The 26,997-nt window shown below is 71.6% G+C and carries 31 protein-coding genes and 1 tRNA gene; 17 read left to right on the forward strand and 15 right to left on the reverse strand.

The window, feature by feature from the left end:
* The first annotated feature begins 370 nt into the window (after positions 1–370).
* Positions 371–595 (forward strand): winged helix-turn-helix domain-containing protein, encoded by a 225-nt coding sequence (locus ABZ794_RS04890; protein ID WP_238689225.1) that lies wholly within the window; start codon positions 371–373, stop codon positions 593–595.
* Between the two features lie 686 nt (positions 596–1,281).
* On the opposite strand, the gene ABZ794_RS04895 is transcribed toward ABZ794_RS04890, so the two are convergent.
* Together ABZ794_RS04895 and ABZ794_RS04900 are read right to left on the reverse strand one after the other, a co-directional pair.
* A complete protein-coding gene (locus ABZ794_RS04895; RefSeq protein ID WP_210784205.1) occupies positions 1,282–1,869 on the reverse strand; it encodes a nucleoside monophosphate kinase in 588 nt (195 codons plus the stop codon).
* 169 nt (positions 1,870–2,038) lie between these two features.
* Positions 2,039–2,110: transfer RNA gene (locus tag ABZ794_RS04900), tRNA-Lys, on the reverse strand.
* A gap of 248 nt (positions 2,111–2,358) precedes the next feature.
* Here ABZ794_RS04900 and ABZ794_RS04905 point away from each other — a divergent pair.
* The 4 genes from ABZ794_RS04905 to ABZ794_RS04920 all read left to right on the forward strand — a co-directional run bounded on the left by ABZ794_RS04905 (position 2,359) and on the right by ABZ794_RS04920 (position 5,464).
* Positions 2,359–2,781, forward strand: coding sequence for a helix-turn-helix transcriptional regulator (locus ABZ794_RS04905; RefSeq protein ID WP_210784206.1), 423 nt, complete (start codon positions 2,359–2,361; stop codon positions 2,779–2,781).
* Positions 2,778–3,827, forward strand: a complete 1,050-nt coding sequence (locus ABZ794_RS04910; protein ID WP_357514305.1) for a GlsB/YeaQ/YmgE family stress response membrane protein — start codon at positions 2,778–2,780, stop codon at positions 3,825–3,827. The genes ABZ794_RS04905 and ABZ794_RS04910 overlap by 4 nt, the downstream gene beginning before the upstream one ends.
* A gap of 103 nt (positions 3,828–3,930) precedes the next feature.
* A complete protein-coding gene (locus tag ABZ794_RS04915) occupies positions 3,931–4,236 on the forward strand; it encodes a hypothetical protein (RefSeq protein ID WP_210784208.1) in 306 nt (101 codons plus the stop codon).
* A 145-nt stretch (positions 4,237–4,381) separates the two neighbouring features.
* The gene (locus ABZ794_RS04920; protein ID WP_357514308.1) at positions 4,382–5,464 is read left to right on the forward strand and encodes an NAD-dependent epimerase/dehydratase family protein; all 1,083 of its coding nucleotides are present in this window, start codon (positions 4,382–4,384) and stop codon (positions 5,462–5,464) included.
* Between the two features lie 156 nt (positions 5,465–5,620).
* Here ABZ794_RS04920 and ABZ794_RS04925 read toward each other — a convergent pair whose 3' ends face one another.
* The 7 genes from ABZ794_RS04925 to ABZ794_RS04955 form a co-directional block, all read right to left on the reverse strand.
* Entirely contained in the window at positions 5,621–6,805 is a 1,185-nt protein-coding gene (locus ABZ794_RS04925) for a hypothetical protein (protein ID WP_357514640.1), read from the reverse strand.
* 135 nt (positions 6,806–6,940) lie between these two features.
* The gene (locus tag ABZ794_RS04930; RefSeq protein ID WP_357514310.1) at positions 6,941–8,131 is read right to left on the reverse strand and encodes a GNAT family N-acetyltransferase; all 1,191 of its coding nucleotides are present in this window, start codon (positions 8,129–8,131) and stop codon (positions 6,941–6,943) included.
* Between the two features lie 68 nt (positions 8,132–8,199).
* On the reverse strand, positions 8,200–8,892 hold the full coding sequence (locus tag ABZ794_RS04935) for a hypothetical protein (RefSeq protein WP_210786884.1): 693 nt from the start codon (positions 8,890–8,892) through the stop codon (positions 8,200–8,202).
* Entirely contained in the window at positions 8,889–9,734 is an 846-nt protein-coding gene (locus tag ABZ794_RS04940) for an ATP-binding cassette domain-containing protein (RefSeq protein ID WP_357514312.1), read from the reverse strand. Before ABZ794_RS04940 ends, ABZ794_RS04935 begins: the two co-directional genes overlap by 4 nt.
* Positions 9,731–10,069, reverse strand: coding sequence for a PadR family transcriptional regulator (locus ABZ794_RS04945; protein WP_210786880.1), 339 nt, complete (start codon positions 10,067–10,069; stop codon positions 9,731–9,733). The genes ABZ794_RS04940 and ABZ794_RS04945 overlap by 4 nt, the downstream gene beginning before the upstream one ends.
* 102 nt (positions 10,070–10,171) lie before the next feature.
* Positions 10,172–10,891 carry a protein phosphatase 2C domain-containing protein gene (locus tag ABZ794_RS04950; RefSeq protein ID WP_112586332.1) on the reverse strand — a complete coding sequence of 240 codons (720 nt, stop codon included), beginning with the start codon at positions 10,889–10,891 and terminating at the stop codon, positions 10,172–10,174.
* 115 nt (positions 10,892–11,006) lie between these two features.
* Positions 11,007–11,567, reverse strand: a complete 561-nt coding sequence (locus tag ABZ794_RS04955) for an XRE family transcriptional regulator (RefSeq protein ID WP_238689218.1) — start codon at positions 11,565–11,567, stop codon at positions 11,007–11,009.
* A gap of 55 nt (positions 11,568–11,622) precedes the next feature.
* Here ABZ794_RS04955 and ABZ794_RS04960 point away from each other — a divergent pair, with 55 nt between their 5' ends.
* Positions 11,623–12,858, forward strand: coding sequence for a benzoate/H(+) symporter BenE family transporter (locus tag ABZ794_RS04960; protein ID WP_357514316.1), 1,236 nt, complete (start codon positions 11,623–11,625; stop codon positions 12,856–12,858).
* Positions 12,859–12,925: 67 nt separating this feature from the next.
* Here ABZ794_RS04960 and ABZ794_RS04965 read toward each other — a convergent pair whose 3' ends face one another.
* The 4 genes from ABZ794_RS04965 to ABZ794_RS04980 form a co-directional block, all read right to left on the reverse strand.
* Positions 12,926–13,297: a hypothetical protein gene (locus tag ABZ794_RS04965; RefSeq protein WP_210786876.1), complete on the reverse strand. Its 372-nt coding sequence runs from the start codon at positions 13,295–13,297 to the stop codon at positions 12,926–12,928.
* 210 nt (positions 13,298–13,507) lie between these two features.
* Positions 13,508–13,759 carry a hypothetical protein gene (locus ABZ794_RS04970; RefSeq protein WP_030486188.1) on the reverse strand — a complete coding sequence of 84 codons (252 nt, stop codon included), beginning with the start codon at positions 13,757–13,759 and terminating at the stop codon, positions 13,508–13,510.
* An 81-nt stretch (positions 13,760–13,840) separates the two neighbouring features.
* Positions 13,841–14,314 (reverse strand): large conductance mechanosensitive channel protein MscL, encoded by a 474-nt coding sequence (mscL, locus tag ABZ794_RS04975; RefSeq protein ID WP_210786874.1) that lies wholly within the window; start codon positions 14,312–14,314, stop codon positions 13,841–13,843.
* 39 nt (positions 14,315–14,353) lie between these two features.
* Positions 14,354–15,034, reverse strand: a complete 681-nt coding sequence (locus ABZ794_RS04980) for a FadR/GntR family transcriptional regulator (protein WP_210786897.1) — start codon at positions 15,032–15,034, stop codon at positions 14,354–14,356.
* Between the two features lie 239 nt (positions 15,035–15,273).
* Here ABZ794_RS04980 and ABZ794_RS04985 point away from each other — a divergent pair, with 239 nt between their 5' ends.
* Positions 15,274–16,425, forward strand: coding sequence for an MFS transporter (locus ABZ794_RS04985; RefSeq protein WP_238689271.1), 1,152 nt, complete (start codon positions 15,274–15,276; stop codon positions 16,423–16,425).
* 13 nt (positions 16,426–16,438) lie between these two features.
* Here ABZ794_RS04985 and ABZ794_RS04990 read toward each other — a convergent pair whose 3' ends face one another.
* Positions 16,439–16,795, reverse strand: coding sequence for an STAS domain-containing protein (locus ABZ794_RS04990; RefSeq protein WP_091395791.1), 357 nt, complete (start codon positions 16,793–16,795; stop codon positions 16,439–16,441).
* 163 nt (positions 16,796–16,958) lie between these two features.
* Here ABZ794_RS04990 and ABZ794_RS04995 point away from each other — a divergent pair, with 163 nt between their 5' ends.
* Genes ABZ794_RS04995 through ABZ794_RS05020 form a run of 6 tightly spaced genes read left to right on the forward strand, consistent with a single transcriptional unit; the run spans position 16,959 to position 22,556 of the window.
* A complete protein-coding gene (locus ABZ794_RS04995) occupies positions 16,959–17,819 on the forward strand; it encodes an STAS domain-containing protein (protein ID WP_210786870.1) in 861 nt (286 codons plus the stop codon).
* Complete coding sequence (locus ABZ794_RS05000) at positions 17,819–18,229, forward strand: STAS domain-containing protein (protein WP_210786869.1); 411 nt, start codon at positions 17,819–17,821, stop codon at positions 18,227–18,229. The genes ABZ794_RS04995 and ABZ794_RS05000 overlap by 1 nt, the downstream gene beginning before the upstream one ends.
* Positions 18,226–18,645 (forward strand): anti-sigma regulatory factor, encoded by a 420-nt coding sequence (locus tag ABZ794_RS05005; protein ID WP_145796443.1) that lies wholly within the window; start codon positions 18,226–18,228, stop codon positions 18,643–18,645. Before ABZ794_RS05000 ends, ABZ794_RS05005 begins: the two co-directional genes overlap by 4 nt.
* Positions 18,642–19,655: a SpoIIE family protein phosphatase gene (locus ABZ794_RS05010; RefSeq protein WP_210786895.1), complete on the forward strand. Its 1,014-nt coding sequence runs from the start codon at positions 18,642–18,644 to the stop codon at positions 19,653–19,655. The genes ABZ794_RS05005 and ABZ794_RS05010 overlap by 4 nt, the downstream gene beginning before the upstream one ends.
* Positions 19,656–19,687: 32 nt before the next feature.
* Positions 19,688–21,013, forward strand: a complete 1,326-nt coding sequence (locus ABZ794_RS05015) for a sensor histidine kinase (protein WP_357514643.1) — start codon at positions 19,688–19,690, stop codon at positions 21,011–21,013.
* Positions 21,014–21,026: 13 nt separating this feature from the next.
* Positions 21,027–22,556: a SpoIIE family protein phosphatase gene (locus tag ABZ794_RS05020; RefSeq protein ID WP_357514320.1), complete on the forward strand. Its 1,530-nt coding sequence runs from the start codon at positions 21,027–21,029 to the stop codon at positions 22,554–22,556.
* A gap of 40 nt (positions 22,557–22,596) precedes the next feature.
* Here ABZ794_RS05020 and ABZ794_RS05025 read toward each other — a convergent pair whose 3' ends face one another.
* Entirely contained in the window at positions 22,597–23,418 is an 822-nt protein-coding gene (locus ABZ794_RS05025) for an AraC family transcriptional regulator (protein ID WP_357514322.1), read from the reverse strand.
* A gap of 31 nt (positions 23,419–23,449) precedes the next feature.
* Between ABZ794_RS05025 and ABZ794_RS05030 the strand changes: the two genes are divergently transcribed.
* From ABZ794_RS05030 to ABZ794_RS05045, 4 genes are all read left to right on the forward strand, one after another.
* Positions 23,450–24,034 carry a TIGR03086 family metal-binding protein gene (locus ABZ794_RS05030; protein WP_357514324.1) on the forward strand — a complete coding sequence of 195 codons (585 nt, stop codon included), beginning with the start codon at positions 23,450–23,452 and terminating at the stop codon, positions 24,032–24,034.
* 198 nt (positions 24,035–24,232) lie between these two features.
* A complete protein-coding gene (locus ABZ794_RS05035) occupies positions 24,233–24,769 on the forward strand; it encodes a PadR family transcriptional regulator (RefSeq protein ID WP_357514326.1) in 537 nt (178 codons plus the stop codon).
* Positions 24,766–25,467 carry an ABC transporter ATP-binding protein gene (locus ABZ794_RS05040; protein ID WP_357514328.1) on the forward strand — a complete coding sequence of 234 codons (702 nt, stop codon included), beginning with the start codon at positions 24,766–24,768 and terminating at the stop codon, positions 25,465–25,467. Before ABZ794_RS05035 ends, ABZ794_RS05040 begins: the two co-directional genes overlap by 4 nt.
* Positions 25,464–26,996: an FtsX-like permease family protein gene (locus tag ABZ794_RS05045; protein ID WP_357514330.1), complete on the forward strand. Its 1,533-nt coding sequence runs from the start codon at positions 25,464–25,466 to the stop codon at positions 26,994–26,996. Before ABZ794_RS05040 ends, ABZ794_RS05045 begins: the two co-directional genes overlap by 4 nt.
* The last annotated feature ends 1 nt before the right edge of the window (position 26,997 follow it).

Raw genomic sequence — 26,997 nt, forward strand, 5'->3', positions numbered from 1 at the left:
CGGGCCAGGGTGAGTGCCACTGCGATGACGTACTCGTCGTAGGCCACCCGCCGCCGAGTGCTCTCCAACCTTCGCTGCCAATGTCCGGAATCCCGGGTCGCACGGCCGGCACCGGTGTCTGAGGCAGTTGCATCGTTTGGTCTGGTCACCGTGCCTCCGGCCGACGCTTGGGGGGTTCCGTGGGCACCCGGTCAGCCGTGTCCGGAGACAGGGCACCCACGGCGGGGCAACCCGGCCGCCAAGCTGGGTAACCCCACAAGCAACGTAGGACGCAATGTGCGCATAGTCAACGACTGACAACACATAGCGTTGTAAGTCGAGCTTGAGTTGTGGTCTGCTTGCACCAGCCGCCAAGCTGGGAGCACCACCTATGTCTGAAGCTGCGTACCTACAGGTCGCCCGAGATATCCGCGAGCAGATCAGCTCCGGCCAGTTGAACCCGGGCGACAAGCTGCCGTCCTTCGCTGCCTTGTGCGAGCACTACGAAGTCAGCAACACGGTGATCCGCGCTTCCATGCTCGTGCTCAAAGCTGAGGGCTTGATCGACGGGCGCCAGGGCAAGGGCGTCTACGTCGCCAACCCACTTCCCCGATAGTCCCCGGTGCCTTCGCCGAGCTAGGACGTCTCGCTTACAGGCTCTGTGCACGTCGTCCGGGAACGGCCGCACGCTCGGAGCTTCGTCTATGCCCGGACTCGTCAGCGTGCCGCCGTCCGGCGCGGCTGCTGTCAGCGCTGCTGTCGAAAGCCATTCTGCCGACGAATCGTGCCGACCCCCGTCGGGTGGATGCGGTCTCAAGGTGTTGGTCGCTGCCATCCGGTTGGAGAGATTCTCGGCCCGCCACGTCAAGACGGCCTTGACGCACGGTCGGATGCTGGCGGGTCGGGCGGTGGCCTGCTCGGCTTACCCGGGTCGATGGCAGGCGGGATGGCCTACCGCAACCACCCACGGCCCGGCACCCGCCGACGGACCCCCGAACATCCTGGAGCCCGAGCGCCCCGCCGGAGGCGAAGTAACCGCAACCCCGCTACCCGCCGCCAGTTCGCCGACGCAGCCGGCGTGCGCTGCACTATGCCGCGCGGGCTCGTGACCGCGCGGCCCGGCCGGCTGCCGGCCCCATGGGCTGACCGCTTCCGCGCCAGCCGCCGGGCGTGTTGCGTGGCCGGAGTCGGAGCGACGGACGCGCGCCCAGGCGGCGGCGCGTGCGGCACGTCCAGGCCCGCCTTGATAGATGTGAGGAAAGTCCTCCCACGTCGCCCGGGGGCCGGCCTACCTGCGCGATATCAGGAGTGGCGTCTACTGGCAGAGGCGATTGGGATCAGCCTGGCTGCTACGTCCTCGAAGTCGCCGAAGCCACTGACGGTTTGCCACAGGCCATGGGCCCGGTAATAGGCGCGCAACGGCTCGACCTGCTCTCGGTAGGTCTCCTGTGAATGCGAGTACATCAGCAAGAGTTCCTGGCGTCGCTCGGCTTGCTGAGAGTCCAGGTCTATCTGACGTTCCACCCGGCCCTGCGCGGCGAGGCGGAGTTGGTCCTCCGTAAGGACAACTTCGATCACTGTGTCGGGGACATGGCCGCTCTGCGTCTGCAACTCAGCTTGGCGGATGTTGCGAGGGAAGTTGTACAGCACCCAGCCACCGTCGGCGTTGGTTAGGGCGTCAGCGATGGCTTTGACCATTAGCTCATCCGGGACAAGATGTCCGGCCTGCATATACCGGCTCGCCTCTTTGCCCAGCGAAGTCTGCTGCTGCACGTGACCGCGGAAGACGTTACCTGCGCTGACAACCTGTAGGCCGATGGCGTCTGCCATAGCCCACGCAGCGGAAGCCAGGTCGACTACCGGCCCGGCGATGAGGACCACGTTGGGCATGTGTACTCCATGTGGATGGCGCCGAAGCGCCAAGCTAGCCACCCGCAACGCGCTCAAGCGGCTCGGCAGAGCACTGGACCGGTGGAGCGCTACTGCTGTACTTCGCTGCTATACGAGTCGTGCTGACAAAGACAGCGGCCCTACAAAGGGCCGCTGAGCTGGAACGGAGTGGGCCGCCAGGGACTCGAACCCTGAACCTATGGATTAAAAGTCCACAGCTCTGCCATTGAGCTAGCGGCCCGCGCGCTCAGGTTACCCGACGGTCTGCGCCCCGGCTGATGTCCGCCCCCGGGCCAGAGGAGCGATGCTGATCTACGCCCACGACGGTGTGGGCGTTGGGACTGCCGCCGTTGCTGGTGCAAGGCCGAGCGGCCCGCCGGGATGACCAACTGGCGAGGTGGCTCGCGTCCGCAGCCGGCCTCGACGCCTCCGGCAAACTTCTGCATTGCTTCGTCACCGGTATAGCTTCATCACCGATATATTAGCGTCATGGCCACACCCACGCCACTGCGGGAACCCACCTTCTTGATCCTGACTGCCCTTGCGCGGGAATCCATGCACGGCTACGGCATCATCAGCGACGTCGCGGCCCTCTCCGATGGGCGGCTGGCGCTGCGGCCCGGCACCCTCTACGGCGCACTCGACCGCCTCACCGACGAAGGGCTGGTCGAGCGTGCCCACGAGGAGGTCGTCGAGGGACGGTTACGCCGCTACTACCGGCTCACCGAAGCGGGCCGGTCCGTGCTCACCGCCGAGACCGAACGACTGCGCCGCAACGTCGAGGCCGCCACGCAGCGGTTACGTGCCCGACCTGCGGGCACCCGCACCGTCGACGGCATCTCACGCGGCCCTCTCACCATCCCCGGAACGGCCGCCCACCCCGTCCTTCGACCGACCGGAGGCCCGGCATGAACCAGCCCAATCCCGCGCAGGAACAGGCCGGGTCGCCGCTGGAGTCCCGCTACCGGCGGCTGCTGTGGGCCTACCCGGGTGACTACCAGGCTGAGCGGGGCGACGAGATCGTCGGGACGTACCTCGACACCGTCGATCCGGGCCGGCGCTGGCCATCCCCACACGACGCCGTCGATCTGCTCGGCGCCGGGCTCCGGGAGCGACTGCGCGGGTACGGCGCTCTCGGGCTGGTTGCGGCTCTCCCACTGGCCGCGACCGCCGCGCTGAACACCCTGGTCGCGGTCTCCGCCTTCCTGCTCCTGCAGGTCGAGTTCGAAGATCCGCGTTTCGCTCGGCTGGACCCGGTTGGTCCGTTCCAGACCCTCGGCGCAGTGATCTGGCTTGGCTGGCTGCTCGTCGGCCTCGCCGCCACGGCGCTGCCCGGGGCCTGGGCTCGAACCGTCGCGGCCGGTGGTCTCCTACTGACTGTCGCCGTGCCGCCAGTGGCCGCCGTCACCGGCCAACCTGGGCCGCCGCTGTTCGTGCTGGTCCCCGCCGTCGCGCTCGGCCTGGCCACGCTTGCGCTGCCCTCCCATCCCGGTTGGGTCGTGCGTAGCCTGCCGCCGTTCACGGCCGGTTGTGTGACGGCCGTATCGGTGGCATTCAGCGCCGCCGAGAACGGCGGCAACATGTTCACCTCGTACGGCTCGACCCCCGAACTGCTGGCGATGGCCGGGGGGTCGATGTTCGTACTGGTCCTGCTCGTCGGCCTCGTTCGCGCCCTGGGAGCCGATGACGCAGGCCTCTGGGCGACCCTGCTGCTCGCCACCCCGGCCGGCCTGTTCAGCGCCGACCAACTCAGCCAGGCGACCTGGGGTGCCAGCGGCGGCGGGCCCGCCCCGACGGCCTATGCCGTCACAGCCGGGTCGATCCTTCTTGTCGGCGCGGCGCTGCTGGCAGCGGCCCTCGCCGGCCAGGCCGCCCGACACCAGACCGTACGTCGACGAGTGCTCGATGACGTCTGTCCGACCTGCGGGCACCGCTCGACTGCGATGACAGGGGCCTGACTTCGGCAGGATCAGCGATGTGGCGGGGTCGGTGAGCTGGGGTGAATCGAGCGACCTCGTTCGGCGGCGCATGGGTGGGGGCCGATGGGGAACCAGGACCGGCATGGGATCGAGCCGATTGCCTGCCGTGGCGGCCTCCGGGGAGGAGGAGGTCGGGCGCGATGGCGTACGCCAGCCGGGTGGGGAGGTGCACGCCTGGTTGCCCGGCCAGAACCAGACGGTCTGTGGCCTGGCGCTGAGCCGTACCCGACTGCGTCGCTTCCCGCACGTGCCCTTCGACTACTCGGGTACCGACGTGCTCACCGAGGCGGACGCGGTGGGCTGGATCTGCCCACGCTGCCTGGCCGCCACCGCCGGTAGGCGGGGCAAGGAGAAGCACGGCTGGGTACGGGAGTCTCCTCGACCTTGATCGACTCGGGATCCCGGAAGTCGGGCTGTCCTGTGCGCTTGGGTACCCCGACGTCCAGGAAGTCGAGTGGATCAAGCGGCGGGGGCGGGGCGGGCCACCGCGCTGATGGTGGTTGAGCTGCTGCTGGGCGGGTACGGGGTCGGTCATGCGGATCGTGGTGGTGGGGGCGAGCGGCAACGTCGGTACGGCGCTGCTGCGCCGGCTGCGCCGGGAGCGGGGCGTGGAGCTGGCCGGGGTCGTTCGACGGTTGCCCGGCCCGGACGCCGGCGAGCCGTACGACCAGGTGGAGTGGCACTCCTGCGACATCGGCGCGCCGGGCGCGGTCGGGCAGCTCGCCGAGGTGTTCGCGGGTGCTGACGCGGTGGTGCACCTGGCCTGGCAGATCCAGCCCAGCCACGACCAGCGGGTGCTGCGCCGGACCAACGTCGAGGGCAGCCGGGCGGTGATCAACGCGGTGGTCCAGGCCGGAGTTCCGGCCCTGGTGTACGCCTCGTCGGTCGGCACCTACGCGCCCGGCCCGAAGGATCACCCGATCAGTGAGCGGTGGCCGGCCACCGGTGTGCCCGGTTCGTCGTACAGCGAGCACAAGGCGGAGGTCGAGGCTCTGCTGAACGAGGTCGAACGGGATCAGCCGACGCTGCGGGTGGTGCGGATGCGACCCGGGTTGATCTTCCAGCGGGCCGCCGGTGCGGAGATCACGCGTTACTTCCTCGGCCCGTTGGCGCCGGTGCGGCTGCTGCGCTTCGGCCGGATTCCGCTGGTGCCGACGAACCGCCGGTTGCGGATGCAGGCGGTGCACGCCGATGACGTGGCCGACGCGTACGCCCGGGCGGTGTTGGGTGATGCGCGCGGCGCCTTCAATGTCGCCGCGGACCCGGTGCTCACTCCGGAGCTGGTGGCCCGGCACTTCCATGGTTGGACGGTGCCGGTCGCCGCGCCGGTGCTGCGGGCGGCGGCGGCGCTGACCTGGCGGGCGCGGCTGCAACCGGTCGACGCGGGCTGGGTGGAGCTGGGTCTGAACGCGCCGCTGATGTCCAGCGAGCGCGCGGAGACCGAGCTGGGTTGGCAGCCCAAGATCAGTGCGCTGACGGCGCTCAAGGAACTCTTCGCCGGAATGGCCGACGGCGACCACACGCCGAGCCCACCGATGTCCGGCGCACGGGACCTGCCCGGCCGCCCCGCCGCCCTCCTCCACGCCCGCCCCCCAGGCCAAGGAAACCCCTACTGACCCCCACCCCAGCTCGGTGATCAAGAGCTTTCGGTCAGAAAAAGCCGCCCCGATGACCGAAACCTCTTGATCACCGGCGCGGGCGCGGGGACCCTCGGCGGGTGTGGGGAGCCTGGCGGGGCTGGGCGGGCCCCGGCGGGGCTGGGCTGCCGTGGGTTAGGAGAGCTTGGCGTTGGTGAGCGTGGGGTTGCGGGCGCCCAGGAAGAAGATGCCGGGGAAGCCGCGGGTCTCGAACTTGGCGCTGGGGTTGCGGCGCAGGGTCGAGTTTTCGATCCTCATGGTGCCGGTGCGGTTGTTGCTCACGAAGAAGATCGCGCCGCCACCCTCGTTGGCAGTGTTGTTCTCGATGATCGTGCCGGCGATCCGGACGGTGAACTCGTTACCGTCGCAGTAGATCGCGCCGCCGCTGCCGCCGCCGGGCGTACCGGACTTGGCCGGGTTGGCGCCGCTGCCGATCGCCTCGTTGTTCCTGAGCAGGCTGTTCAGCACCACCCACGACACGCCGATGCTGCTCAGCGCCCCTCCGTTGGAGCAGGAGCCGCCGTCGAATGTGCTGCCCACCACGTACACCGGCTTGTTCTCGTACTGGCTCAGCACCCGGACGGCCGCGCCACCCAGGTCGGGGCCGGTGCGGTCGCAGCGGTTGCGGACGAAGCGCGAGTTGACCACCTTCAGCCGCCCGCCGCGTACGAAGATCGCCCCACCGCCGCCGCCCTCGGCCTTCTCGCCGGTGGCGTTGCCGTCGGCGAAGGTCAGGTTCTGCACGGTGAGCTGCGGGTGATCCTGGTTCTGGCAGTGCGAGGTGGTGAAGCCCTGGGCCTCGTCGCAGGTGTTCATGTAGAGGATGCGGCGCTGCCCCTGGCCGCTCAGCGTGACAGTGCCGCCGCCGTCCAGCACGATCTTCGGGCCGTTGGCGTTGCGGACCTTCGCGGTGGCGGCCATCTTGATCGTCACCGGGGCCGGTCCACAGTTGAACGTGATGACACCGCCGGCCGCGACGGCCTTGACGACCGCCGCGGAGGTGCAGCTCGCCGGGGTGCCGGTGCCGATGGTCCGGGTCGGCTTGGAGGTGTCCACCGCCCGCGCCTCGGCCGGCACCGTGGCCCTGCCGTTCGGGTTGCCGGCGGCGAGCACCTTGTTGGCGGGCTTCGGGCTGGCGCTGGCCCCCGGGCCGCCGAGGCCGTCCCGCGCACCCGGCGCTTCGCTCTGACCGCCGGTGGGCAGCGCCGTCGGGGAGGCGGTCGAGCCGGCCTCGAAGGCGGGGGCCGGGTCGTTGGGCGCGCAGGCGGGCAGGGTCGCGGTGGCGACACCGAGGACGAGGAGAGCGGCAAGCGACGTCATGCGCACCCCGTGATGCTAGGAGCCGCGACGGCCTCGCGACGAATCCGCCGAGCCGGTTTAATGCCCCGCTAAGCCACGCCCGCCGCCCGCCGCCCGCCGGCTGCGGCGCGGTGGGTCCCCGGCGGCAAACCGGGCTCAGAAGTCGGCGAAGAGGTACGGCACCCGGCGGGGGAAGAGGCCGCGCAGCTCCGTGGCGGCGTCCATCGGCACCTCGCCCAGACCGCGTAGCGGCAGCTCGGCCGGGTCCAGCACCCCGTACGCGAGGGCGGAGAGCCCGGCGGCGGTGAGCGTGGCCATCGGGGCGCGGCCGGTGGTGTCGTCGACCAGTTCCAGCGCCCCGGTGGTGCCGTCGAGCAGGTGGGTGCCGGCCAGCCAGCGGTCCCCGGTCAGCTCGATCCGCACCCGGCCCGGTCCGGCGGGCAGCCCGCTCAACGCGTCCAGCGACAGCAGCCGGGCCATCGGCGCGGACGAACCCGGCACTGCCGTACGGGCCTCGACGTGCACGTCCAGGTCGGTCAGCCACAGCTCGGGCAGCTCGTCCGGCGGAACCTGAACGGTGACCCGCTCGATCTGGTCGACGTGCCGGGCGAAGAACTGCAGCAGCAGCGTCCGTGCGAGCGGGTCGGTGACCAGCAGTTCGTTGCCGTGCAGCGTGCCGCCGTGTTCGTCGATCCGGTACGTCACCGCGCCGGTGACCTCCCCGCCGACCCGGGCGGTGAGCAGCCAGTACTCGTCACGGTCACGCACTCCGACCGCCCGGTAGTCCGGGAAGATCGCGAAGCCGTGTCGTTCCTGGAGGTTGCGTTCGGTGAACGCCCGCCACGCCGGATAGCCGGCGGCGACGCGTTCCCAGCCGACCTCGCCGGGCAGGTCCACCCGGAGCAGCGAACCCAGGTTGGCCGGAGTGAAGGTGACACGGCGCGGCTTGGGCAGCCCGACGTAGCCGAACCGGGCGTAGAAGCTGGGCCGGAACGGATAGAGCGCGCTGAGCAGATGGCCCTCGTCGCGCATCTCGTCGAGGAGTCGGTGCAGCAACGTCCGGACATGCCCCTGCCGGCGGGCCAGCGGATGGGTCGCCACCCCGGCGACACCGGCCATCGGCAGCACCACCCCGCGCAGGTTCTGTCGCATCGGGATGGCCGAGACGGCGGCCAACGTGGTGCCGTCCTCCTCGGCGATCAGCGTCCGGTTGCCCTGGTTGTAGGGCAGGTAGTCGCGGAACTCGGCGGCGCGGGCAGCACTGAGCGGCGAGGACTCGAAGGCGTACGCGGCCAGCGGAAAGCTGGTGGTGAGACGGTCGTCGTCGGTCACCCGGCGGATGGTCATTCGCCCATCTCAACCCGCCGCGCGGGTCGTAGCAACCGGATTGGCCCGATCCGTGGCCGGCGCGGCGGTCAGCCGACCGGCAGGTGCCGCAGGTGGCGACGGCGGCGCAGGCGGACGCTGGCCACCGCGGCCACGCCCAGGGCCAGCAGTGCGGTGACGACGAGCCCGTGCAGCAGGCCACGGGAGAGGTAGCCCTGGTCGGTGTTGTCGACAGCCCAGGTGGCGATCTCACGGCTCGACCAGAACGGTGTCAACCTCGCCCCGGACCCGGCCGGGTCGATCAGCATCTGCACGGTCACCACTGTGAGCAGCAGCAGCGTGCCCTCCAACTCGCGGGGCAGCAGCGCACCGATCAGCATCCCGAACGGCGCCGCCACCGCGACGGAACAGAGCAACGCCGCCGCCAGGCCGCCGTACCGCAGGTCCGCGCCGTCGATCATCGGGAGCAGGAAGAAGGGTACGGAGATGACCAGCCCCACGGTCCACAGGCCGAGCATCCGACCGAGGTAGAGGTGGTGTGGGCGGTAGCCGGCCAGTCGCAGCCTCGGCTCCAACTCGCGGGCCGCGGTCGTGGCGAACAGCGCGGCGGTGCTCACCGCCCAGCCCACGCCGAGCAGCAGCGAGCGAACCGACTGCCCGAGGTAGGCGTCCCGCCGGATCAGGTAGAAGGTCAACGGCATCAACAACAACAGCAGGAGTACGCCTCGACGCCGCAGCAGCTCCCGCAGGGTCATCTCGGCGACGGTCACGAGCCGGTTCACGGGCGGCCTCCCTGGATGCCGGGCGCGTGCCACAGGGTCTCGTGTGCCGGGGTCAGGTCGAGCACGATGTCCACCCGGTCGAGTTGGTTGAGCAGGTGGGTCACCACGACGATGGCGGTGCCGGCGTCGCGCAACCTGCTGAGCTGGTCCCAGAAGTTGACGTATGTGCCCTGGTCGAAGCCCTGGTACGGCTCGTCGAGCAGCAGCACGTCGGGGGCGCTGAGCGTGGACATGGTCAGGTTGAGCTTCTGTCGGGTGCCGCCGGAGAGGTGGCGGGCCTGCACGTCGCCGCCGGCTTCCCAGCCGAGCTGCCGGGCCGCCGCCCGACCGGCGCGGCGGGCCGGGCCCCGGGCCACGCCCTGACCGGCGCCGATCAGCACGAAGTGCTCGTCGGCGAGCAGGAAGTCGGCGGTGCCGCCGGACTGCGGGCAGTAGCCGAGCCGCCCGGAGACGGTCACCTCACCGGCGTCCGGTGACATGAGTCCGGCGCAGATCCGGAGGAAGGTGCTCTTGCCGCAGCCGTTCGCGCCGACGACGGCGGCGATCTGTCCGGCCCGGACGGTCAGCGTGGCGTCGCGCAGCACGGTTCGCCGTCCGTACCGCTTGGTGATGCCTGCCGCGTGCAGCCGGACCGGGCCGGGGCGGGGTCCGGGCGCGGTGCCGATGCTCTCCACGACAGCACCCGCGTACTGCTGGGGTGGGCCGAAGACGACCCAGGGGTCGCCGCCGCCCTCGCGTAGGTGCGTGGCGGCCTCGGCGACCACGTGCCGTGCGGCGTCCGCCGCGACCCGGCGCTGGTGCAGCTCGGCCGTGAGCGTACGCAGCCAATCGTCGGCGTTCACCGGGTGACCCCCTTCGTGACGATGTCGTTCACCGGCTGGACGAAGGTGAGCCAGGCGCTGCCGCCGGTGCGGAGCGCCGCGTGCCCGTCGTCGGTGAGCCGGTAGTACTTGCGGGCCGGCCCGGCGCTGCCCTCCCGCCACTGCGCGGCCACCAGGCCGGTCTTCTGTAGGCGCAGGAGCACGGGGTAGAGCGTGCCGCCCTGGATCGGCCCGACGCCCGCCGCGTCGAGCGCCTGGGCGAGCTGGTAGCCGTAGGACTCGCCTTTGGACAGCAGGGCCAGGACGCAGATGTCGAGCACCCCCCGCAGCCACTGCCCGCGCCGGTCGGAATCCACGCGTCGGACAGTAGCGGCGCTAGCTAGATGGCACAACCACCTACTGGGGCAGCGGAACCCGAACCAGTCGGTTCGGGTGAGCCGCCGAGTGAGCGGTACGGGTCAGCGGGCGACGACGTCGGAGACCACGACTGTGACGTTGTCCGGGGCGCCGGCGTGGTGGGCCAGCTTCACCAACTGCTCACCGCACTGCTGGCGGTCGGCGTACATGCCCAGGGCCGCGGCGATGGCCTCGTCCTCGACGTAGTCGGAGAGCCCGTCGCTGCACAGCAGCAGCCGGTCACCGGGGACCACTGTGAGCACCCCGACCGCGGGTGGGGTGTCGGCGCCCTGCACGGCCCGGGTCACCAGGGACCGCTGCGGGTGGTGGCGGGCCTGCTCGGGAGAGAGGGTGCCCTGATCGACAAGCGCCTGCACGAACGTGTCGTCCCGGGTGAGCTGGGTCAGCTCCCCCTCGCGCAGCAGGTAGCAACGGGAGTCGCCCACCTGGGCCAGCACCAGTGTCTCCCCGGCCAGCAGCGCCGCGGTGAGCGTCGTACCCATGCCGTCCCGGCTCGGGTCGACGGTGATGGCGGCGTGGATGCGCTGGTTGGCGGTGCTGACCACGGCACGCAGCGCGTCGGCGGCGCCGTCGGGATCGGTGGGCGGAGCCAGCTCGTCCAGAATCCGGATCACGATCTCGCTCGCCACCTCGCCCGCAGGCAGCCCACCCATGCCGTCGGCGACGGCGATCAGGCGGTCACCGGCGAGGGCGGAGTCCTCGTTGTTGGTGCGCACCAAGCCGATGTCGTTGAGGATGACCGAGCGGAGGATCAGCGTCATGGGGTCAAGCTTGCCAAGAACAACCCGCATTCGTCTCTACGCCTCCTACCTAGGTCGAGAAATGATTGCGATTTTCGTCGACGGAGCCGACGGTCCGTGACCGATCGGCGGGGTCTCAGCGGCGCGGATAGCGCAGCAGCAGGCTCGCGGCGACCTCCTCGTCACCCACCGCCGCGTAGCTGTGTGGCACGTCCGACACCCAGCGGAGGTGGCCACCGGCCGGGGCGGTCAGCGGTGCGTCGGCCGGCCCGGCGCGCAACACCCCGGCGAAGACGGTGACGTGCTCGGTGACTCCCGCCGGGTGGGCGGGGGAGAGCTGGCCGGGGCCGGGCGCGACCCGCATCCGGTACAGCTCGTAGGTCGCGTCGGTGTCGGTGAAGACCTCCAGCAGGGTCGCGGTGACCGCGGTGCCGTGCACTGTGGGCCCGGCGGCCGGCTCCGCCAGCACCGCCGTCAGCGGTACGCCGAGCTGCGCGGTGACCGCCCAGAGCGTCTCCAGGGTCGGGTTGCGGGTGCCGTGCTCCAGGCCGGAGAGGGTGGCCTTTCCGACACCGGCGAGCCGGGCGAGTGTGGACAGCGAGATCCCCTGCTCCTCGCGCAGGGCACGGACCCGGCGCCCGACGACGGCGGGATCCACGTCGAGGCCGGGGCGCGGGACTGGTGGTGGGTGCGGCACCCGGCTATCGTGCTACACGCTTCCGTTCCGTAAACGGAACAGTCGGGAGGGTGGGGTGGCCGGACGCGTGCAACCGGTGCTGGCGGGGGTGGTGACAGCGCTGGTGGGCTTCGCCAGCTCGTTCACAGTCGTGCTGGCCGGGCTCCGAGCGGCGGGCGCGTCGGACGCACAGGCCGCCTCCGGCCTGCTCGCGCTCTGCGTGGCGAGTGGGTTCGTCGCCGTCTGGCTGGGCTGGCGGTACCGGATACCGATGAGCGTGGCCTGGTCCACGCCGGGCGCGGCGCTGCTGGTGGCGACCGGGCCACCGCCGGGCGGATGGCCGGTGGCGGTGGGCGCCTTCCTCGTCTCCGGTGTGCTGATCGTCGCGGCCGGGTTGTTCCCGCCGCTCGGCCGTGCGGTGGCCGCCATCCCCAAGCCGGTGGCCGGCGCGATGCTCGCCGGGGTGCTGCTGCCGCTGTGTACCGCCCCGGTCCGCGCGCTTGTCGAGCTGCCGGTGGTGGCCGGATCGGTGGTGGTCGGTTGGCTGCTGCTGCACCGGTTCGCCCGACGCTGGGCGGTGCCCGGCGCGCTGGTGGTGGCGGTGGCGGCGATCGCACTGACCGCACCGCCGACCGGCCTGACCGGTGCCGCGCTGATCCCGTCGGTCACGCTGACCGCGCCGGCGTGGAACGCGTCAGCGCTGGTCGGGTTGGCCCTGCCGCTGTTCCTGGTCACCATGGCCGCGCAGAACGTACCCGGCATGGCGGTGCTGGTCGGCTACGGCTACCGGCCGCCGTTCGGCGCGGCGCTGCGGACCACCGGTCTGGCCAGTCTGCTCGCCGCCCCGGCCGGCGGGCACGCGGTGAACCTCGCGGCGATCACCGCCGCGCTGGCCGCCGGCCCCGACGCGCACCCCGACCCGGAGCGCCGGTGGATCGCCTCGGTCACCGCGGGCGCCGGGCTGGCAGTGCTCGGTCTGGGCGCCGGCGTAGCCACCACGCTGGTGGCGGTCGCCCCACCGATCCTCATCGAGGCGGTCGCCGGGCTGGCGCTCCTGGGCGCCCTCGCCACCGCGCTCGCCTCGGCGGTGACCGACCCGGCGACCCGGGAGGCCGCCGTGGTCACCTTCGTGGTGACCGCGTCCGGGGTGACGCTGATCGGCGTGGGCGGCGCGTTCTGGGGCCTGGTCGCGGGCTGCCTGATGCTGCTGATCTTCCACCGCCGCCAACCCGCCGCGCCGGATCAGCCCGCCACCGCCGCGCCCGACCAACCCGCCCCTTCGGCGCCGAGAAGATCCACTCGGGTTTCATGATGTCGGGCTGTCCCGAGGCTCCGGACACCCCGAATGCCGTGGACCCGAGTCGGTCAGGGAGGTTGGGTCACTCCTCGGGCGGCAGGTCGGCCACCCCGACGGCCAGGAGGACCCGGCCGTCGGCCACCGCACCGATCCGGTCGGCCGGTACGTAGACCGCGCCGGTGCGGGTCAGGTCGGTCGAGACCTTCAGATAGCCGCTGTGCAGCAGCCGCGCCGCCAGATCGGCCGGGACGTCCGGCTCCTCGACCGCGGTCGCCTCGATCAGTTCGTCCAGGCTGCTGCCCGGGTCGGCGGTCGGTGTCTGGACGGTCACCGCGTTCGGGTCACCCCGCTGGACGAGGTCCACGGTGCCGACCTCGGTGCCAGCTGAGTCGATCACCGGCATCCCGGTGGTGATCCGCGAGATGGTCGCCTGCTGCTCGTCCTGCTGGTCCATCCCGCTGCGGTTCCCAGGGTGGCGCGCCGCTAAACGCCGCCGCCCGCCCACTCGCCCGACGCTCAGCAACTGCGGCAGCGACCTGGAGGCGGCGGGCTTTGAGGCGGCGGGCCTGGAGGCGATGGCCCGGAGAGCGTTATGACTCTGAGTCATATTGATGCCTCAGAGTCATCACCGTCGAAAGCAATACCGCCTCCACGGCCAGGCCACTCAGCTGTTCGGGAGGGTCCAGCCGCCGGGCGGTCGGGGGGACAGCTCCCGCCAGGTGTCCGGGCCGTCGAGCAGCGCCCGGACGGTGTCCTCGGCCTCGTCCGCACTGCCGTACTCGTAGAAACGGGAGATGCCCTCGGCGCCGCCGGCCCGCTGCTCGACGTGCCACCGGTCGGCGTCCACTCGCAGGAAGACGTCCCGCCGGGCCAGCCGCCCCCACTTCCCGTTCCACCAGTGCTTTCGCTGCTCCATGGCGGGACTCTATCGAACACACGTACGAGAAGGTGCGGCCCCTGCGGGAATCCCACAGGGGCCGATGTGCATCCGTTCGGGTCAGCGCTGCGTCGGCGGCTCCGGGCGGCGGCCCAGCACGTCGTCCAGCGCCCCACGCTGCTGGCCGGGGGTGGTGTGGCCGGCGGAGACCAGGGCGTCCCGGATCTCGGTGAGCAGCTTGACCTCCTCGCTCGGCGCCGAGGGCGGCGGCTCCTCGCCCCGCTTGCGCCGCTCGGCCAGCCGGTTCATCGGGTAGACGACCAGGAAGTAGAGCGCCATCGCGGTCAGCAGGAAGGTGATCACCGCGTTGACGAAGGCGATCCAGTCGAACGAGATGCCGCGGAAGCTGGGTGCCGTGCCGGCCAGGCCCTTGTCGCTACCGGTGATGAGCAGCACGAAGACCCGGATCAGCGGGTCGAGGAACGACTTGGTGAGCTGGGTGACCACGCCCGTGAACGCGGCGCCGATGACGACACCGACCGCCAGGTCGACGACGTTGCCGCGCATGATGAAGTCTTTGAAGCCCTTGAGCATTCGTACTCCCGAGGTGTCCGCTTTTCTGTCGGGCACAACCTATGCCCGTTCGGCGGGTTCCAGAAAAGCGCCGGCTTCGAGCGCCGCCCGGCCGGGATCGCCGGCCCGGATCGCCTCGACCAGCCGGGTGTGGTCGACGTAGCGCTCAGGGGTGAGCTCCCCGCCCATGGCCTGGGCGACAGTGCTGCGCAGGGCGGTGCCCACCGAGGCGTACAGCTCGGCGAGCATGGCGTTGTGCGCGGCGGCGACCACCGCCGTGTGCAGTGCCGCGTCGGCCTCGACGAACGCGTCGACCCGGCCGCCGTGCCAGGCGGCCTCGCGCTGGGCGAGCGCGCCGTCGAGCGCCGCCAGGTCCTCCGGGGTACGCCGCAACGCGGCGAGCCGGGCGGCCTCCACCTCGAAGGCGCGGCGTACCTCGATGACCTCGGTCATCCGGTCGTCGCCGAGTCGGCGGGCGACCACAGGTGCCAGTTCGTCGGTGGACACCACGTAGGTGCCGGAGCCCTGCCGGCACTCCAGCACCCCGGCGTGGACCAGGGCGCGGACCGCCTCGCGGACCGTGTTGCGCCCGACGCCCAGCGCGGCGACCAGTTGTGGCTCGGTGGGGATGCGCCCGCCGACGGGCCATTCGCCGCCGAGGATCCGGGCGCGGAGTTGCTCGGTGGTCTGCCGGACCCGGTGGCCGCGGGGCGGCACGGCGGGCTGGCTGTGGGGCGGCACGGCTGGCTGGCCGCCGGGCGGCACCGGCGGCGCGGAGGGGAATTCAACCGACGGTGGCACTGGTTACATCACCGGTCCCAAATTCATCCCATGATTGTAGGTTAGCGGTCATGACCCCGCCACCAACCGCCGCTCCGGCGCTGCCCGCCCCCGTCGCCGTCGACCCTCGCCCGACGCGGGACCCCGGCACCGGCCGGCGGACGCACCCGGCGACCGGTGGCGCGCTGGTGCTGGTCGGGATGCTGCTGGTCGCGCTCAACCTGCGCGCCGTGGTGACGAGCCTCGGCGCGCTGCTCGACGAGGTCCGCGACGGGCTGGGCCTCTCCGGCGTCACCGCCGGTCTGGTCACCACCCTGCCGACCATCGCGTTCGCCGGCCTCGGCGCGCTCACCCCGTGGCTGGTCCGCCGGGTGGCGCCGGCCCGGGTGCTGGTGGTCGCCATGCTCGCCCTCGCCGTGGGCCAGGTGCTCCGGGTCGTCACCGACTCGGCCTTGATCTTCGTGCTCACCAGCGCGCTGGCGCTGTCCGGCATCGCGGTCGCCAACATCCTGCTGCCGATGCTCGTCAAGCAGCACTTCCCGCACCGCACCGGCCTGGTCACCGGGGCGTACACGATGGCGTTGACAGTGGGCACGACGGTGGCCGCCGCCTCCGCGGTGCCGATCGCGCACGCCTTCGGGTCGTGGCGGGCCGGGCTCGGCGTCTGGGCCGCGATGGCCGCGGTGGCCGTACTCCCGTGGGTGCCGCTGGCGCTGCGGACCCGCGCCGCGGCGCGGCGGGCGACCCCGACGGCGGTCGCCGCCACGCCGGTGCGGGTCCGGCCGGCGCGGACCCGGCTCGGCTGGGCGATGGCTGTCTACTTCGGGGCGCAGTCGCTCAGCGGGTACGCGATCATGGGCTGGCTGGCCCAACTGTTCCGCGACGCCGGTTACCAGCCGGAGTCGGCCGGGCTGCTGCTCGCCGGGGTGACCGCGCTCGGCGTGCCGATCGCGCTGTTGATGCCCACCCTGGCCGGTCGGCTCGGCAGCCTGCGCCCGCTGGTGCTCGGGCTGACCACCGCGTCGGCACTGGCCTACCTGGGGTTGGCGTTCGCGCCGCACGGTGCCGCGCTGCTCTGGGTCGCCCTGCTGGCGATCGGTCAGGGCGCGTTCCCGATGATCCTGACCGCCATCGGCCTACGCGCCCGCACGGCCGAGGGCACTGTCGCGCTCTCCGCGTTCGCGCAGAGCACCGGGTACGTGATCGCCGCCCTCGGTCCGCTGATGGTCGGCATCCTCTACGAGGCCACCGGTGGCTGGACCGCACCGATCGGGTTCCTGCTGGGCGCCCTGGCCGTGCAGACGACGGCGGGCATGGCTATCGCTCGTCCCCGTTACGTCGAGGACGAGTGACGCACGCGGACGGTCAGGAGGAAGCCGGCGTCGATTCGCCGGCGACTGCCTCATCCACCGTCGGGTAGGTGTGCAGCACCTCGACCAGCCCGCTCACCTCGAGGATGCGCAGCACGCCGCGCTGCGGAGCGGCCAGCCGGACCACGCCGCCCGCCTCGTCGCAGCTGTTCTTGGCGCGGACGAAGACCGACAGGCCGGTCGAGTCGCAGAAAGAGACGTCCGCCAGGTCGAACACCAGCCGGTTGCGGCCCTTGTCGAGCAGGTCGGTGATCTGGTCCTGCAGCTGCGGTGCGGTGGCCATGTCAAGCTCGCCCGCGACCGCCACGACGACCACGTCGCCGCGTTGTTCCGTGTGCACCGTCAACGACATTCGCCAGACCTCCTGTTATCGGGGGAACGGTATCCCACGACCATGGTCGGAGGTAGCACGGGAGCGGTGATCCGGTGGCCATCGTCATTCCGTTGCTACGGGGCAAGTAGTTGATCAGACCCCGGTGATAGAGTCCGCCCGGTCCAGGTCAAGGGGGTTCGAAATGGCGTTGAGCACCGAAGAAAGTGGTCGGCTCGCCGCGCTGCTGAGCGGGCAGGACGAACGGGTCACGACTCGGTGGACCGAGATCGTCACCAGTTCGTTGCGAGGCCGGCTGAGCCAGGCGGAGCTGCGCCGACAGGTCCAGGACCTGCACCGTGCCATCATCACCACCGGCGAGCAGGGCACCATCGACCTGTCCGCCGAGAGCGCCGGCGAACTGCGTGCCGCGCTCTCCGAGCTGTCTCGTGGCCGGGCCCGGCAGGGCTTCTCCGCCACCGAGACCACGGTCAGCATCTTCGCGCTAAAGGACGTGCTGGCCGAGCTGGTGCAGGAGACCGGCGGCCCGAACGCACTGCAGGACTTCGTCGCCTTCTCGAAGCTGGTCGACGAGATGGGCCTGTTCACGTTCGAGAGCTTCGTCCGCACCCGGGAGAGTCTGATCGCCGATCAGGCCGAGCAGCTGCTCGAACTCTCCACGCCGGTGGTCAAGCTCTGGGAGGGCGTCGTCGCCGTGCCGCTGGTCGGCACCCTGGACTCGGCCCGGGCCCAGGTCGTCATGGAGCGGCTGCTGCAGACCCTCGTCGACACCAGCTCGCCGTACGCGATCATCGACATCACCGGCGTACCGGCGGTGGACACCCAGGTCGCCCAGCACATCCTGAAGACCGTGGTGGCCGCCCGACTGATGGGCGCTGACTGCATCATCTCCGGCATCCGCCCGCAGATCGCGCAGACCATCGTGGCGCTCGGCATCGAGTTCGGCGACATCGCCACCAAGGCGAGCCTCGCCGACGCGCTGCGCCACGTGCTGCGGCTCAACGGGGTGGAGACCGCTCGCCGCCAGCCGCGTCGGGACGCCTGATGGAGAGGGTTCCGATCCTCAAGATCGGGGACATTCTTCTCGTCTCCATCCAGCTCGACATGTCCGACCAGACGGCTGTCGCGCTCCAGGAGGATCTGGCCGAGCGGATCGTCGCCACCGGCTGCCACGGCGTCATCATCGACATCACCGCACTGGACATCGTCGACTCCTTCGTCGGGCGGATGCTCTCCACCATCGCGTCGATCTCCAAGGTGCTCGACGCGGAGACGGTGGTGGTCGGGATGCGTCCGGCCGTCGCCATCACCCTCGTCGAACTCGGGCTGTCGCTGAACGGCATCCGTACCGCGCTGAACGTGGAGCGGGGCATGGAGCTGATCGCGGCGGCCCACGCCGACGAGCTCGACTACCAGCTCGACGACGATCCGGACGCCGAGACGGCCAGGCCGTGACCGCGGGCATCGACCTGGGCCAGCCACAGGCACAGTCGGTCCGCAGCGATGAGGACGTGGTGCGCGTCCGGCAGCTGGTCCGCGCCGTGGCGGTGGCCGTCAAGCTGTCCCTCGTCGACCAGACCAAGGTGGTCACCGCGGCGAGCGAGTTGGCCCGCAACACCCTGGTGTACGGCGGCGGCGGTTCGGTCGAGGTGACGGTCGTGGACAACGGCCGACGCAAGGGCGTGCAGATCGTGTTCGCCGATTCCGGGCCGGGCATCGCCGACCTCGATCTGGCCATGACCGACGGCTACACCAGCGGCGGGGGCCTCGGCCTCGGGCTCAGTGGGTCGCGACGCCTGGTCGACGAGTTCCAGATCGAGACGTCGACGGAGACCGGCACCCGGATCACGGTCACCAAGTGGTCCAGGTGAACGCCGACGCTGTCACCGACAGTGGCATCTGGTTCCGGGTGGAGGCCAGCAGCGCCGCGAGTGCCGTCCGGCGTGCCGCCGAACGTCTCGGCGCGCAGGTGGAGATGGGTGCGGCGCGCATCGCCGACCTGGCCATCGTCGCCGCCGAGCTGACCAGCAACCTGGTCAAGCACGCCGACGACGGTGTCCTGCTGCTCCGGCCGGTACGCCGCGCCGGGCAGGCCGGGGTGGAGATGGTGGCCATCGACTCCGGGCCCGGCATGGCCGACCTGACCGTCTCGTCCCAGGACGGGCACTCCACCACCGGCACACTCGGCATCGGTCTGGGTGCCATCGTCCGGCAGGCCAGCTGGTTCGACGGATACTCGCTGCCCGGCCGGGGCACCGTCCTCGCCGTGCAGGTCTGGCCGGCCGAGGCGGCCCGGCCGTCCTGGGCCGGGGCTCTCACCCGACCACTGACCGGCGAGACGATCAGCGGCGACGGCTACGCCGTGCGGGTCGTCGACGGGCGGCACCAGGTGCTGGTGAGTGACGGGTTGGGGCACGGCCCGCTGGCCGGGGCCGCCACCGACGCCGCGCTGGCCGCGTTCCGCGACGCCCCGGCCGGCCCACCGGCGATGGTGGTCGGTCACCTGCACCGGAGCATGTCGCACACCCGGGGCGCCGCGCTCGCCGTCGGCGAACTGATGCCGGACGCCGGCGTGCTGCACTACGCCGGCCTGGGCAACATCGCCGGCGTGGTCGTCGAGGGTGACGGCCGCCGTCGAGGGCTGGTGTCGCTGCCCGGCATCGCCGGCCACCAACGACCGACGATCCGGGAGTACGACTACCCGTTCGGACCCGGCGCCCGGCTGGTGATGCACAGCGACGGGGTGGTCGACCGGTGGCGGATGACCGACTACCCGGGCCTGGCGGAGCGATCCCCGCTGGTCATGGCGGCGACCCTGCTCCGTGACGCCGGTCTGCGACGTGACGACGCCTGCGTACTGGTCGCGAGGTCGTGGGCGTGAGCGGGGAGCCGGCCGGGCTGCCACTGCTCCAGATGGCGCTGCGGGTCGAGCAGGACATCTTCGTGATCCGTCAGCGGGGACGCGAGGTGGCCGCCGTGGTCGGCCTCGAACACCAGGACCAGGTACGGATCGCCACAGCGCTCAGCGAGGTCGCTCGGGATCTGCTGCGGACGGCCAGCGGAGCGGACGTCTCCTTCCACGTCGACGCGGGCGCCGACGGCCGGTTCCACCTGCGCGCCGACCTGGCCCCGGTGTCCCCGCTGCCGGACGATCGCTACCAACCGCAGTCCGGCGCGGTGTCCCGACTGGTCGACACACTGAGCGTGTCGACCGTCGACGGGGTTACGGTCGTACGGATGTCCCGACGAGTCCCGGCCAACGCGCCGACGCCGACCCCGGAGCGGCTCGCCGAGTTCCGTACCGAACTCGGCCGCACCGCGCCGGCCAGTGCGCTGGACGAGTTGACAGTGCAGAACGGGCAGCTCATCGCCGCACTGGACGAGGTGCGCAGTCAGCGCGACGAGCTGGCCGTGCTGAACGAGGAGCTGGCCGAGACCAACCGCGGAGTGCTGGCGCTCTACAACCAGCTCACCGAGGAGTTGGAGGAGACCAACAGGGGCGTCGTCGCCCTCTACGCCGAGCTGGACGAGAAGTCGGCCCAGCTCCGTGCGGCGAGTGAGTCGAAGAGCCGATTCCTGGCCAACGTGAGCCACGAGCTGCGCGCCCCGGTCACCGCGATCATCGGCCTGGGGCGGCTGCTCACCGACTCCGCCTCCGACCCGCTCACCGACGAGCAGGGCCGCCAGGTCGATCTGATCCGCTCCTCGGCGGCGGATCTGCTCAACCTGGTCAACGAACTCCTCGACCTGGCCAAAGCCGAGTCCGGTCGGATCGAGCCGGACCTGACCGAGGTCGACCTGCGGCCGGTCTTCGGTCAACTACGCGGCACCCTGCGCGCGCTCGCCACCCGCCCCGGGGTGGAGCTGGTCGTGGAGGAGCCCACCGGGCCGGCCCTGCTGCGCACCGACGAGGTGCTGCTCGGCCAGGTGCTGCGCAACCTGCTGCACAACGGGTTGAAGTTCACCGAGCGTGGCGAGGTGCGCCTGCGGGCCAGCCAACACGGCGACCGCTGGCAGTTCGAGGTCCGCGACACCGGGCCGGGCATCGCTCCCGAGCTGCACGACCGGATCTTCGAGGAGTTCTACCAGATCCCCGGAGCCACCCGGGTCGGCGGCACCGGCCTCGGTCTGCCGTACGCCCGGCGGTTGGTGACGCTGCTCGGCGGGTCGCTGGAGCTGGCCAGCGCGCCGGGCGAAGGCAGCACGTTCACCGTCTCCCTGCCCATCGGCGGGGCGTGACGGCGTGGACGGCATGCCGACAACCATCCTGGTGGTCGACGACAGTCGTACCAAGCGTTACCTGCTGGTCAGCTGGCTGACCCGGGCCGGGTTCACAGTGCTGGAGGCCGAGAACGGCGCCGAGGCGTTGGCTCGGGTCGAGGTGGACCGGATCGACCTGGTGGTCCTCGACGTCCGGCTGCCCGACCTGAGCGGCTACGAGGTCTGCGAACAGATCAAGGCGCGGCACCCGGCGATGCCGGTGATCCACGTTTCGGCGCACGCCGTGGACGTGGCCGACCGCGCCCAGGGGCTGACCCGGGGCGCTGACGCGTACCTGACCGAGCCGATCGAGCCCGAGGAGCTGATCGCCACCACCCGCGCGGTGCTGCGCTACTACCAGGCCCGGCAGCGCGCCGAACTGCTCGCCGAGCGGCTGCTCGGGTTGGCCGACACGACAGTCGCGGTGCACGCGGCGCCGACCTTCGCGCGCCTGCTGGAGGCCGCCGCCGAGGGTGCCGCCCAGATCTTCAAGAGCCCGGCCGCGGTGATCGCCGAAACCTTCGACGGCGACTGCCTCGCGGGTGTCTGCGCCGGTCCCGGCGCGGTGGCCGCCGTGGTGCCGTGGGTCGTCGACGACACCGGGGTGCCCACCGGCGCCACAGTGCGGGTGGAGGCCCCGTCGAACTGGGCGCTCGTCGACTGGCCGGCGGACGACACGGTGACCGTCGCCGCCGCCCGACTGCGCGAGGACCGGGCCCCGCTGTACGTGGTGGTCCCGACCGCCACCCAGACCGCGCGGACCCCGGTGCTCAAGCAGCTGGCTCAGGCGGTGGCGGCGGCCGTGGAGGGGCAGCGCTCGTTCGACGAGGAGCACCGGATCGCTGTCACCCTCCAACGCAGCCTGCTCCCGCGTGGGCTGCCCACCGTGGCCGGCCTCGACCTCGCGGTGCGCTACGAGCCGGCCAGCGCGCAGACCGAGGTGGGCGGCGACTTCTACGAGCTGGTGATGCTCGACGGTCACCTGCTGCTCGCGATCGGGGACGTCGCCGGCCACTCGCTGCACGCGGCGACCGTGATGGCCGAGCTGCGGCACGCGGTGCGGGCGTACGCGGTCGAGGGCCATCAGCCCGGCGAGATCCTGCACCGGGTCAACGAGCTGATGCGGACACTGCTGCCGAACGAGGTGGCGACGCTCTGTGTGCTGCTGATGCACCCGCCGACCGGACGGGTCCGGCTGGCCAGTGCCGGGCACCTTCCACCGTTGATGATCATGAACGGCAAGGTCGAGTTCGTGCAGCATTCCGCGCCGCTGCTCGGCGTCCGCGCCCCGCGCCCCGCCGACCTGGAGTTCGTGGTGCCGGCCGGGGCCACGCTGGTCTTCTACACCGACGGGCTGATCGAGCGACGGGACGCCGCCATCGACGAGGGGCTGGCCGCACTGGCTGCGGTCGCCGCGACTGTCGACGGTGACCTGGACCAGTTCTGCGCCCGACTGCTTGTGGAACTGGCCCCACCGGAGATCCAGGACGACGTCGCCGTGGTCGTCCTGCGGCGTCGCTGATCTGTCAGCTCTGTCAAGCTCTGTCAGCTCCTCGGCTTCCTCAGCTCACCGAGCGGGCGTACGCGGCGGGGGACACCCCGGCCACGGCGGTGAAGTCACGGACCAGGTGGGCCTGGTCGCTGTAGCCGAGGTCGGCGGCGAGATCGGCCCAGCTCAGCGGGCCACCGGCGGCCTGTTCGACCGCCTCCTGGAGCCGGTAGCGGCGGATCACCCACTTCGGCCCGACCCCCACGTACTCCATGAAGAGCCGCTGCAACCGGCGGACCGGAACGTCGTGCCGCGCGGCGAAGTCGTCGACGCGCAGCACCGTCCGGTCGGTACGGATCGCCTCGGCCAGCCGGACGGCCTCCTCGGCCACCGGGTCCGGCTCCGGCTGCCAGGCGGTGAGGATGGCGTCCAGCGCCCGGCAGCGCTCGTCGTCGCCGGCCGACGAGGTGGGTGCTCCCGGAGACGCGCCCACCGGGACGTCCGGGTGGGTCAGCCGGCCGAAGGGCAGCAGCACCCTACGGCCGGTCAGGTCACTGACCGCGCGCCGCCAGAACGGGTGGAAGCCGCCGGGGCGGAACTGCACCCCGGACACCCGCCCGGCGCCGTTGAGCGTGATCCGGAACAGGTCGCGCCCCACCCCGGCCACCTCGCCGGACTCGGGCCCGTCGTCGTCCCGTCGGAACACCACGTTCACCGCCGGGTGCGGCACGACCCGCTGCTCGAACGGCGCGCTCAACGCCCAGTCGATCAACCAGTAGTGCTCGACCCACTGGCGCAGTGACTCCGCCGGCAGGTGTCGGCGGAAGCGCATCTCGCGCAGCAGGCGCCCGGGGTCGAGAATTCCCCGGCTGTCGCCACGCGGTCGCTGTCGCATTTGTTCAAGACCACCCTCATACGCTGGCCCTATGTCCACTCAGACTAGCGAGCTGCTGGCGGCCGCCGCGCCGCGAACCGTCGATGTCGTACGGGGTATCTCCGACGACCAGCTGGACCTGCCCACCCCGTGCAGCGACTACCTGGTCCGTGATCTGCTCAACCACCTCTTCCAGGTGGTGATCAACTTTCAGGACCTGGCCGAGAAGCGACAGGTGGAGTGGGCCGAGAAGCCTGACCACCTGGGCGACGGCTGGCGGGACCGTTTCGAGGTGGAGACCGGCCGGTTGGTGACCGCCTGGTCGGACCCGTCCGCGGTGGAGGGCATGTCACCGCGTATGCCCATGCCGCAGACCGCCATCGGCGGGATGGCCCTGCTGGACCTGACTGTGCACGGCTGGGATCTCGCGGTCGCCACCGGCCAGCCGTACCACCCGGCCCCGGAGGTGGTGGCCCAGCTGCACGAGCTGGTGGAGCAGTTGGGCCCCACCGCCCGCAAGATGGGCGTCTTCGCCGACCCACTACCCACCCCCACCCCCACCCCCGACCCGACAACCGACCTGGCCCACCTCCTGACCCAAACCGGCCGCACCCCCACCTGGCCCCAAACCCCCTGACCCACCTCCCGGCCTGCCCACCCGCCCCCACCCGCCCCGCCCTCGGTGATCAAGAGGTTTGAGTCAAGTTTCGGCGTGCTGGTGACGCAAACCTCTTGATCAACGGTGTGGGTTCGGGTGGGTCGGGGGCGTTGGCGGGGTGGGGTGGGGTGGGGTGGGTTGTTGACTTGGGTATTCGCTGGGTGAATAGTGGGCGGGGTGTCCACGCCGCATGTTCTGCTCGGGTTGCTCGCTGGGGGCAGCCGGCACGGATATGAGCTGAAGCGTGCGCACGACGAGCGGCTGCCGCGTGCTCGGCCACTGGCCTTCGGGCAGGTCTACGCCACTCTCGGCCGCCTCGAACGCGACGGGCTGGTGGCTGCCGCCGGCCAGGACCGGGCGGGCGGGCCGGATCGCACCGCGTACGCGCTGACCGACCAGGGGCGGAACACGCTGGACCAATGGCTGTCCACTGTGGAAGCACCCATGCCGTACGTGGCCAGCACGCTCTTCACCAAGGTCGTGGTGGCACTCCTGGTCGCCGATGTCGATCGGGCCCGGTCGTACCTGATCGCCCAGCGGGCCGCGCACACCGCACGGCTGCGGGAGCTGACCGCGGTCAAGGCCGATCCGGCCGCCACCCTCAGCGACGTGGTCGCTGCCGATTTCGCGATCGCCCACCTCGACGCGGATCTGCGGTGGCTGCACGCCACCCTGGGCCGGGTCGCCGACTGGCACCGGGAGGTGCATCCGTGACGCAACTCCAGGCTCGCGGCGTGGTTCGGGCGTACGGCCCGACGCCCGCGCTGCGCGGCGTGACGCTCGACGTGGCCGAGGGCGAGATCGTCGCCGTCACCGGGCCGAGTGGCTGCGGCAAGTCGACCCTGCTGCACTGCCTGGCCGGGATCCTCCGGCCGGACGTCGGCGAGGTCACCTGGCGTGGGCACCGCATCGACACCTCGTCGGAGGCGGCCCGGTCCCGACTGCGGCGCACGGAGTTCGGGGTGCTGTTCCAGTTCGGTCAGCTGGTGGCCGAGTTGACCGCCGCCGAGAACGTCGCCCTGCCCCTGCTCCTCGCCGGCACGGGGCGGCGAGAAGCACGGACGGCGGCGCTCACCTGGCTGGAACGGTTCGGGGTGGCCGAGGTGGCCGACGTTCGGCCGGGTGAGATGTCCGGGGGTCAGCAGCAGCGCTGCGCCACGGCGCGGGCGCTGGTGACCGAGCCTCGGGTGCTCTTCGCCGACGAGCCGACCGGCGCACTGGACACGCTCACCGGCGAGCAGGTCCTCACCCAGCTGGTCCGGCTCGCCCGCGAGCAGCGCACCGCCGTCGTGCTTGTCACCCACGAGCCGCGGATCGCCGCGTACGCAGATCGGGAGATCGTGCTGCGTGACGGCTTGGTGGACCACACCGGCCTGGGGCTCGACGTGCCGCTGACCGGCGGCGCTCGGTGAGACCGGCGACGCTGCTCCGCCTCGCGCTCGCCGGCACCCGTACCGACACCGCCCGGGTGGTGCTCACCGCGCTCAGTGCCCTGCTGGCGACACTGGCCGGGCTCGCGGCGTTCACCGTGTTGGCCATCCCGACCCCCGTGGCGACGGACGAGAACCAGGACAGGTGGTCGGAGCAGTATCACAACGCTCTGCTGGTGGAGCCCGGGTTGCGCGGCGGTACGGCGTTCGCGCTGCTGATGCTGATGATCCCGGTGCTGGCGCTGGCCGGTCAGTGCGCCCGGCTCGGCGCGCCGGCACGGGACCGCCGGTTGGCCGCGCTCCGGTTGGCCGGCGCCACGCCCGGACAGGTCACCCGGCTGGTGGTGCTGGAGACCGGCGTGGCCGCTCTGCTCGGCACGCTCGTCGGGCTGGGTGTCTATCTGGTCGGCCGCGATCTGCTGCACCGCCCGGACGCGCAGGGTCAACTGGCCCTGCCCACCGACGTGCTGCCGTCGACCGGCGCGCTGGCCGGCTTGGTGCTCGGTCTGCCGGTCGTGGCGGCGCTGGCCACCGCCCTGATGCTGCGAACGGTCACCACCAGCCCGCTCGGGGTGAGCCGCAAGGCGGCTCGCGAGCGTGGTCCGGGTCCGTGGGCGGGGCTCCTGATCGGGTTCGGCGTGGCCTCGTTCGCGGTGATCCGCCCGGTGGTCCACCGGTTCGCCGACGACGCCGAGTTGGTGGCCTGGCTGGTGCCGGCGTTGTTCGCGGTGGGCGCGCTCGCGGCGATGATCGGTGTGGTGATCGGCACCGGCTGGCTGTCTTACCACTGCGGGCGGTTGTTGCGTCGGCACGCCCGCGGCCCGGCTGCCCTCCTCGCGGCGGGCCGGCTGATGGCCGACCCGTGGGCGGGTAGCCGCACGTTCGCGGCGCTTCTCGCCGCCCTGATCTTCGGCGGGGGCGCGGCCGCCCAGCGGGCCTACTTCGGGACCAAGGACCAGCTTGAGCGGGAGCAGAGCCGGTTGGTGGGGTTGGATGGCGGCACCAACCCGTTCTACCTGTCCACTATGGATTACGTCGATGGCGCGATCGCCGTGGCCATCCTGATCGCGACGGGTGGGCTTGTCGTCGCGCTGGTCGAGGGGATCGTCGCCCGTCGACGTGCCTACGCAGCGTTGGTCGCCACCGGGGTGCCCCGCGCCACGCTGAGCCGTTCGGTGGCCTGGCAGGCGCTGGCCCCGGCCGTGCCGGCGATCCTGCTCGCGCTCACTGTCGGCACGCTGCTCGGCCGTGGGCTCGTCGGGAAGGTCTCGACGGGCGTCTCGTCGACGGAGATCTGCGAGGCCACGGCGGCGCTCTGTGACGACCCGGCCACCCGCGAGCAGTACACCCGGATCGTGTACGCCCCCACGATCGAGCGAGCCGTCCCCGTACCCCTGGAGCACCTGGCGTGGCTCGGCGCCGGCGCGTTGGCAGCGGTGCTGGTGACGATCGGTGTCGGCCTGCTCTTCCTGCGCGCCAGCACCGCCCTGGACGAGCTGCGCACGACCTGAG

The sequence above is a fragment of the Micromonospora sp. NPDC047187 genome (assembly GCF_040643355.1).
Lineage (GTDB): Bacteria > Actinomycetota > Actinomycetes > Mycobacteriales > Micromonosporaceae > Micromonospora > Micromonospora salmantinae.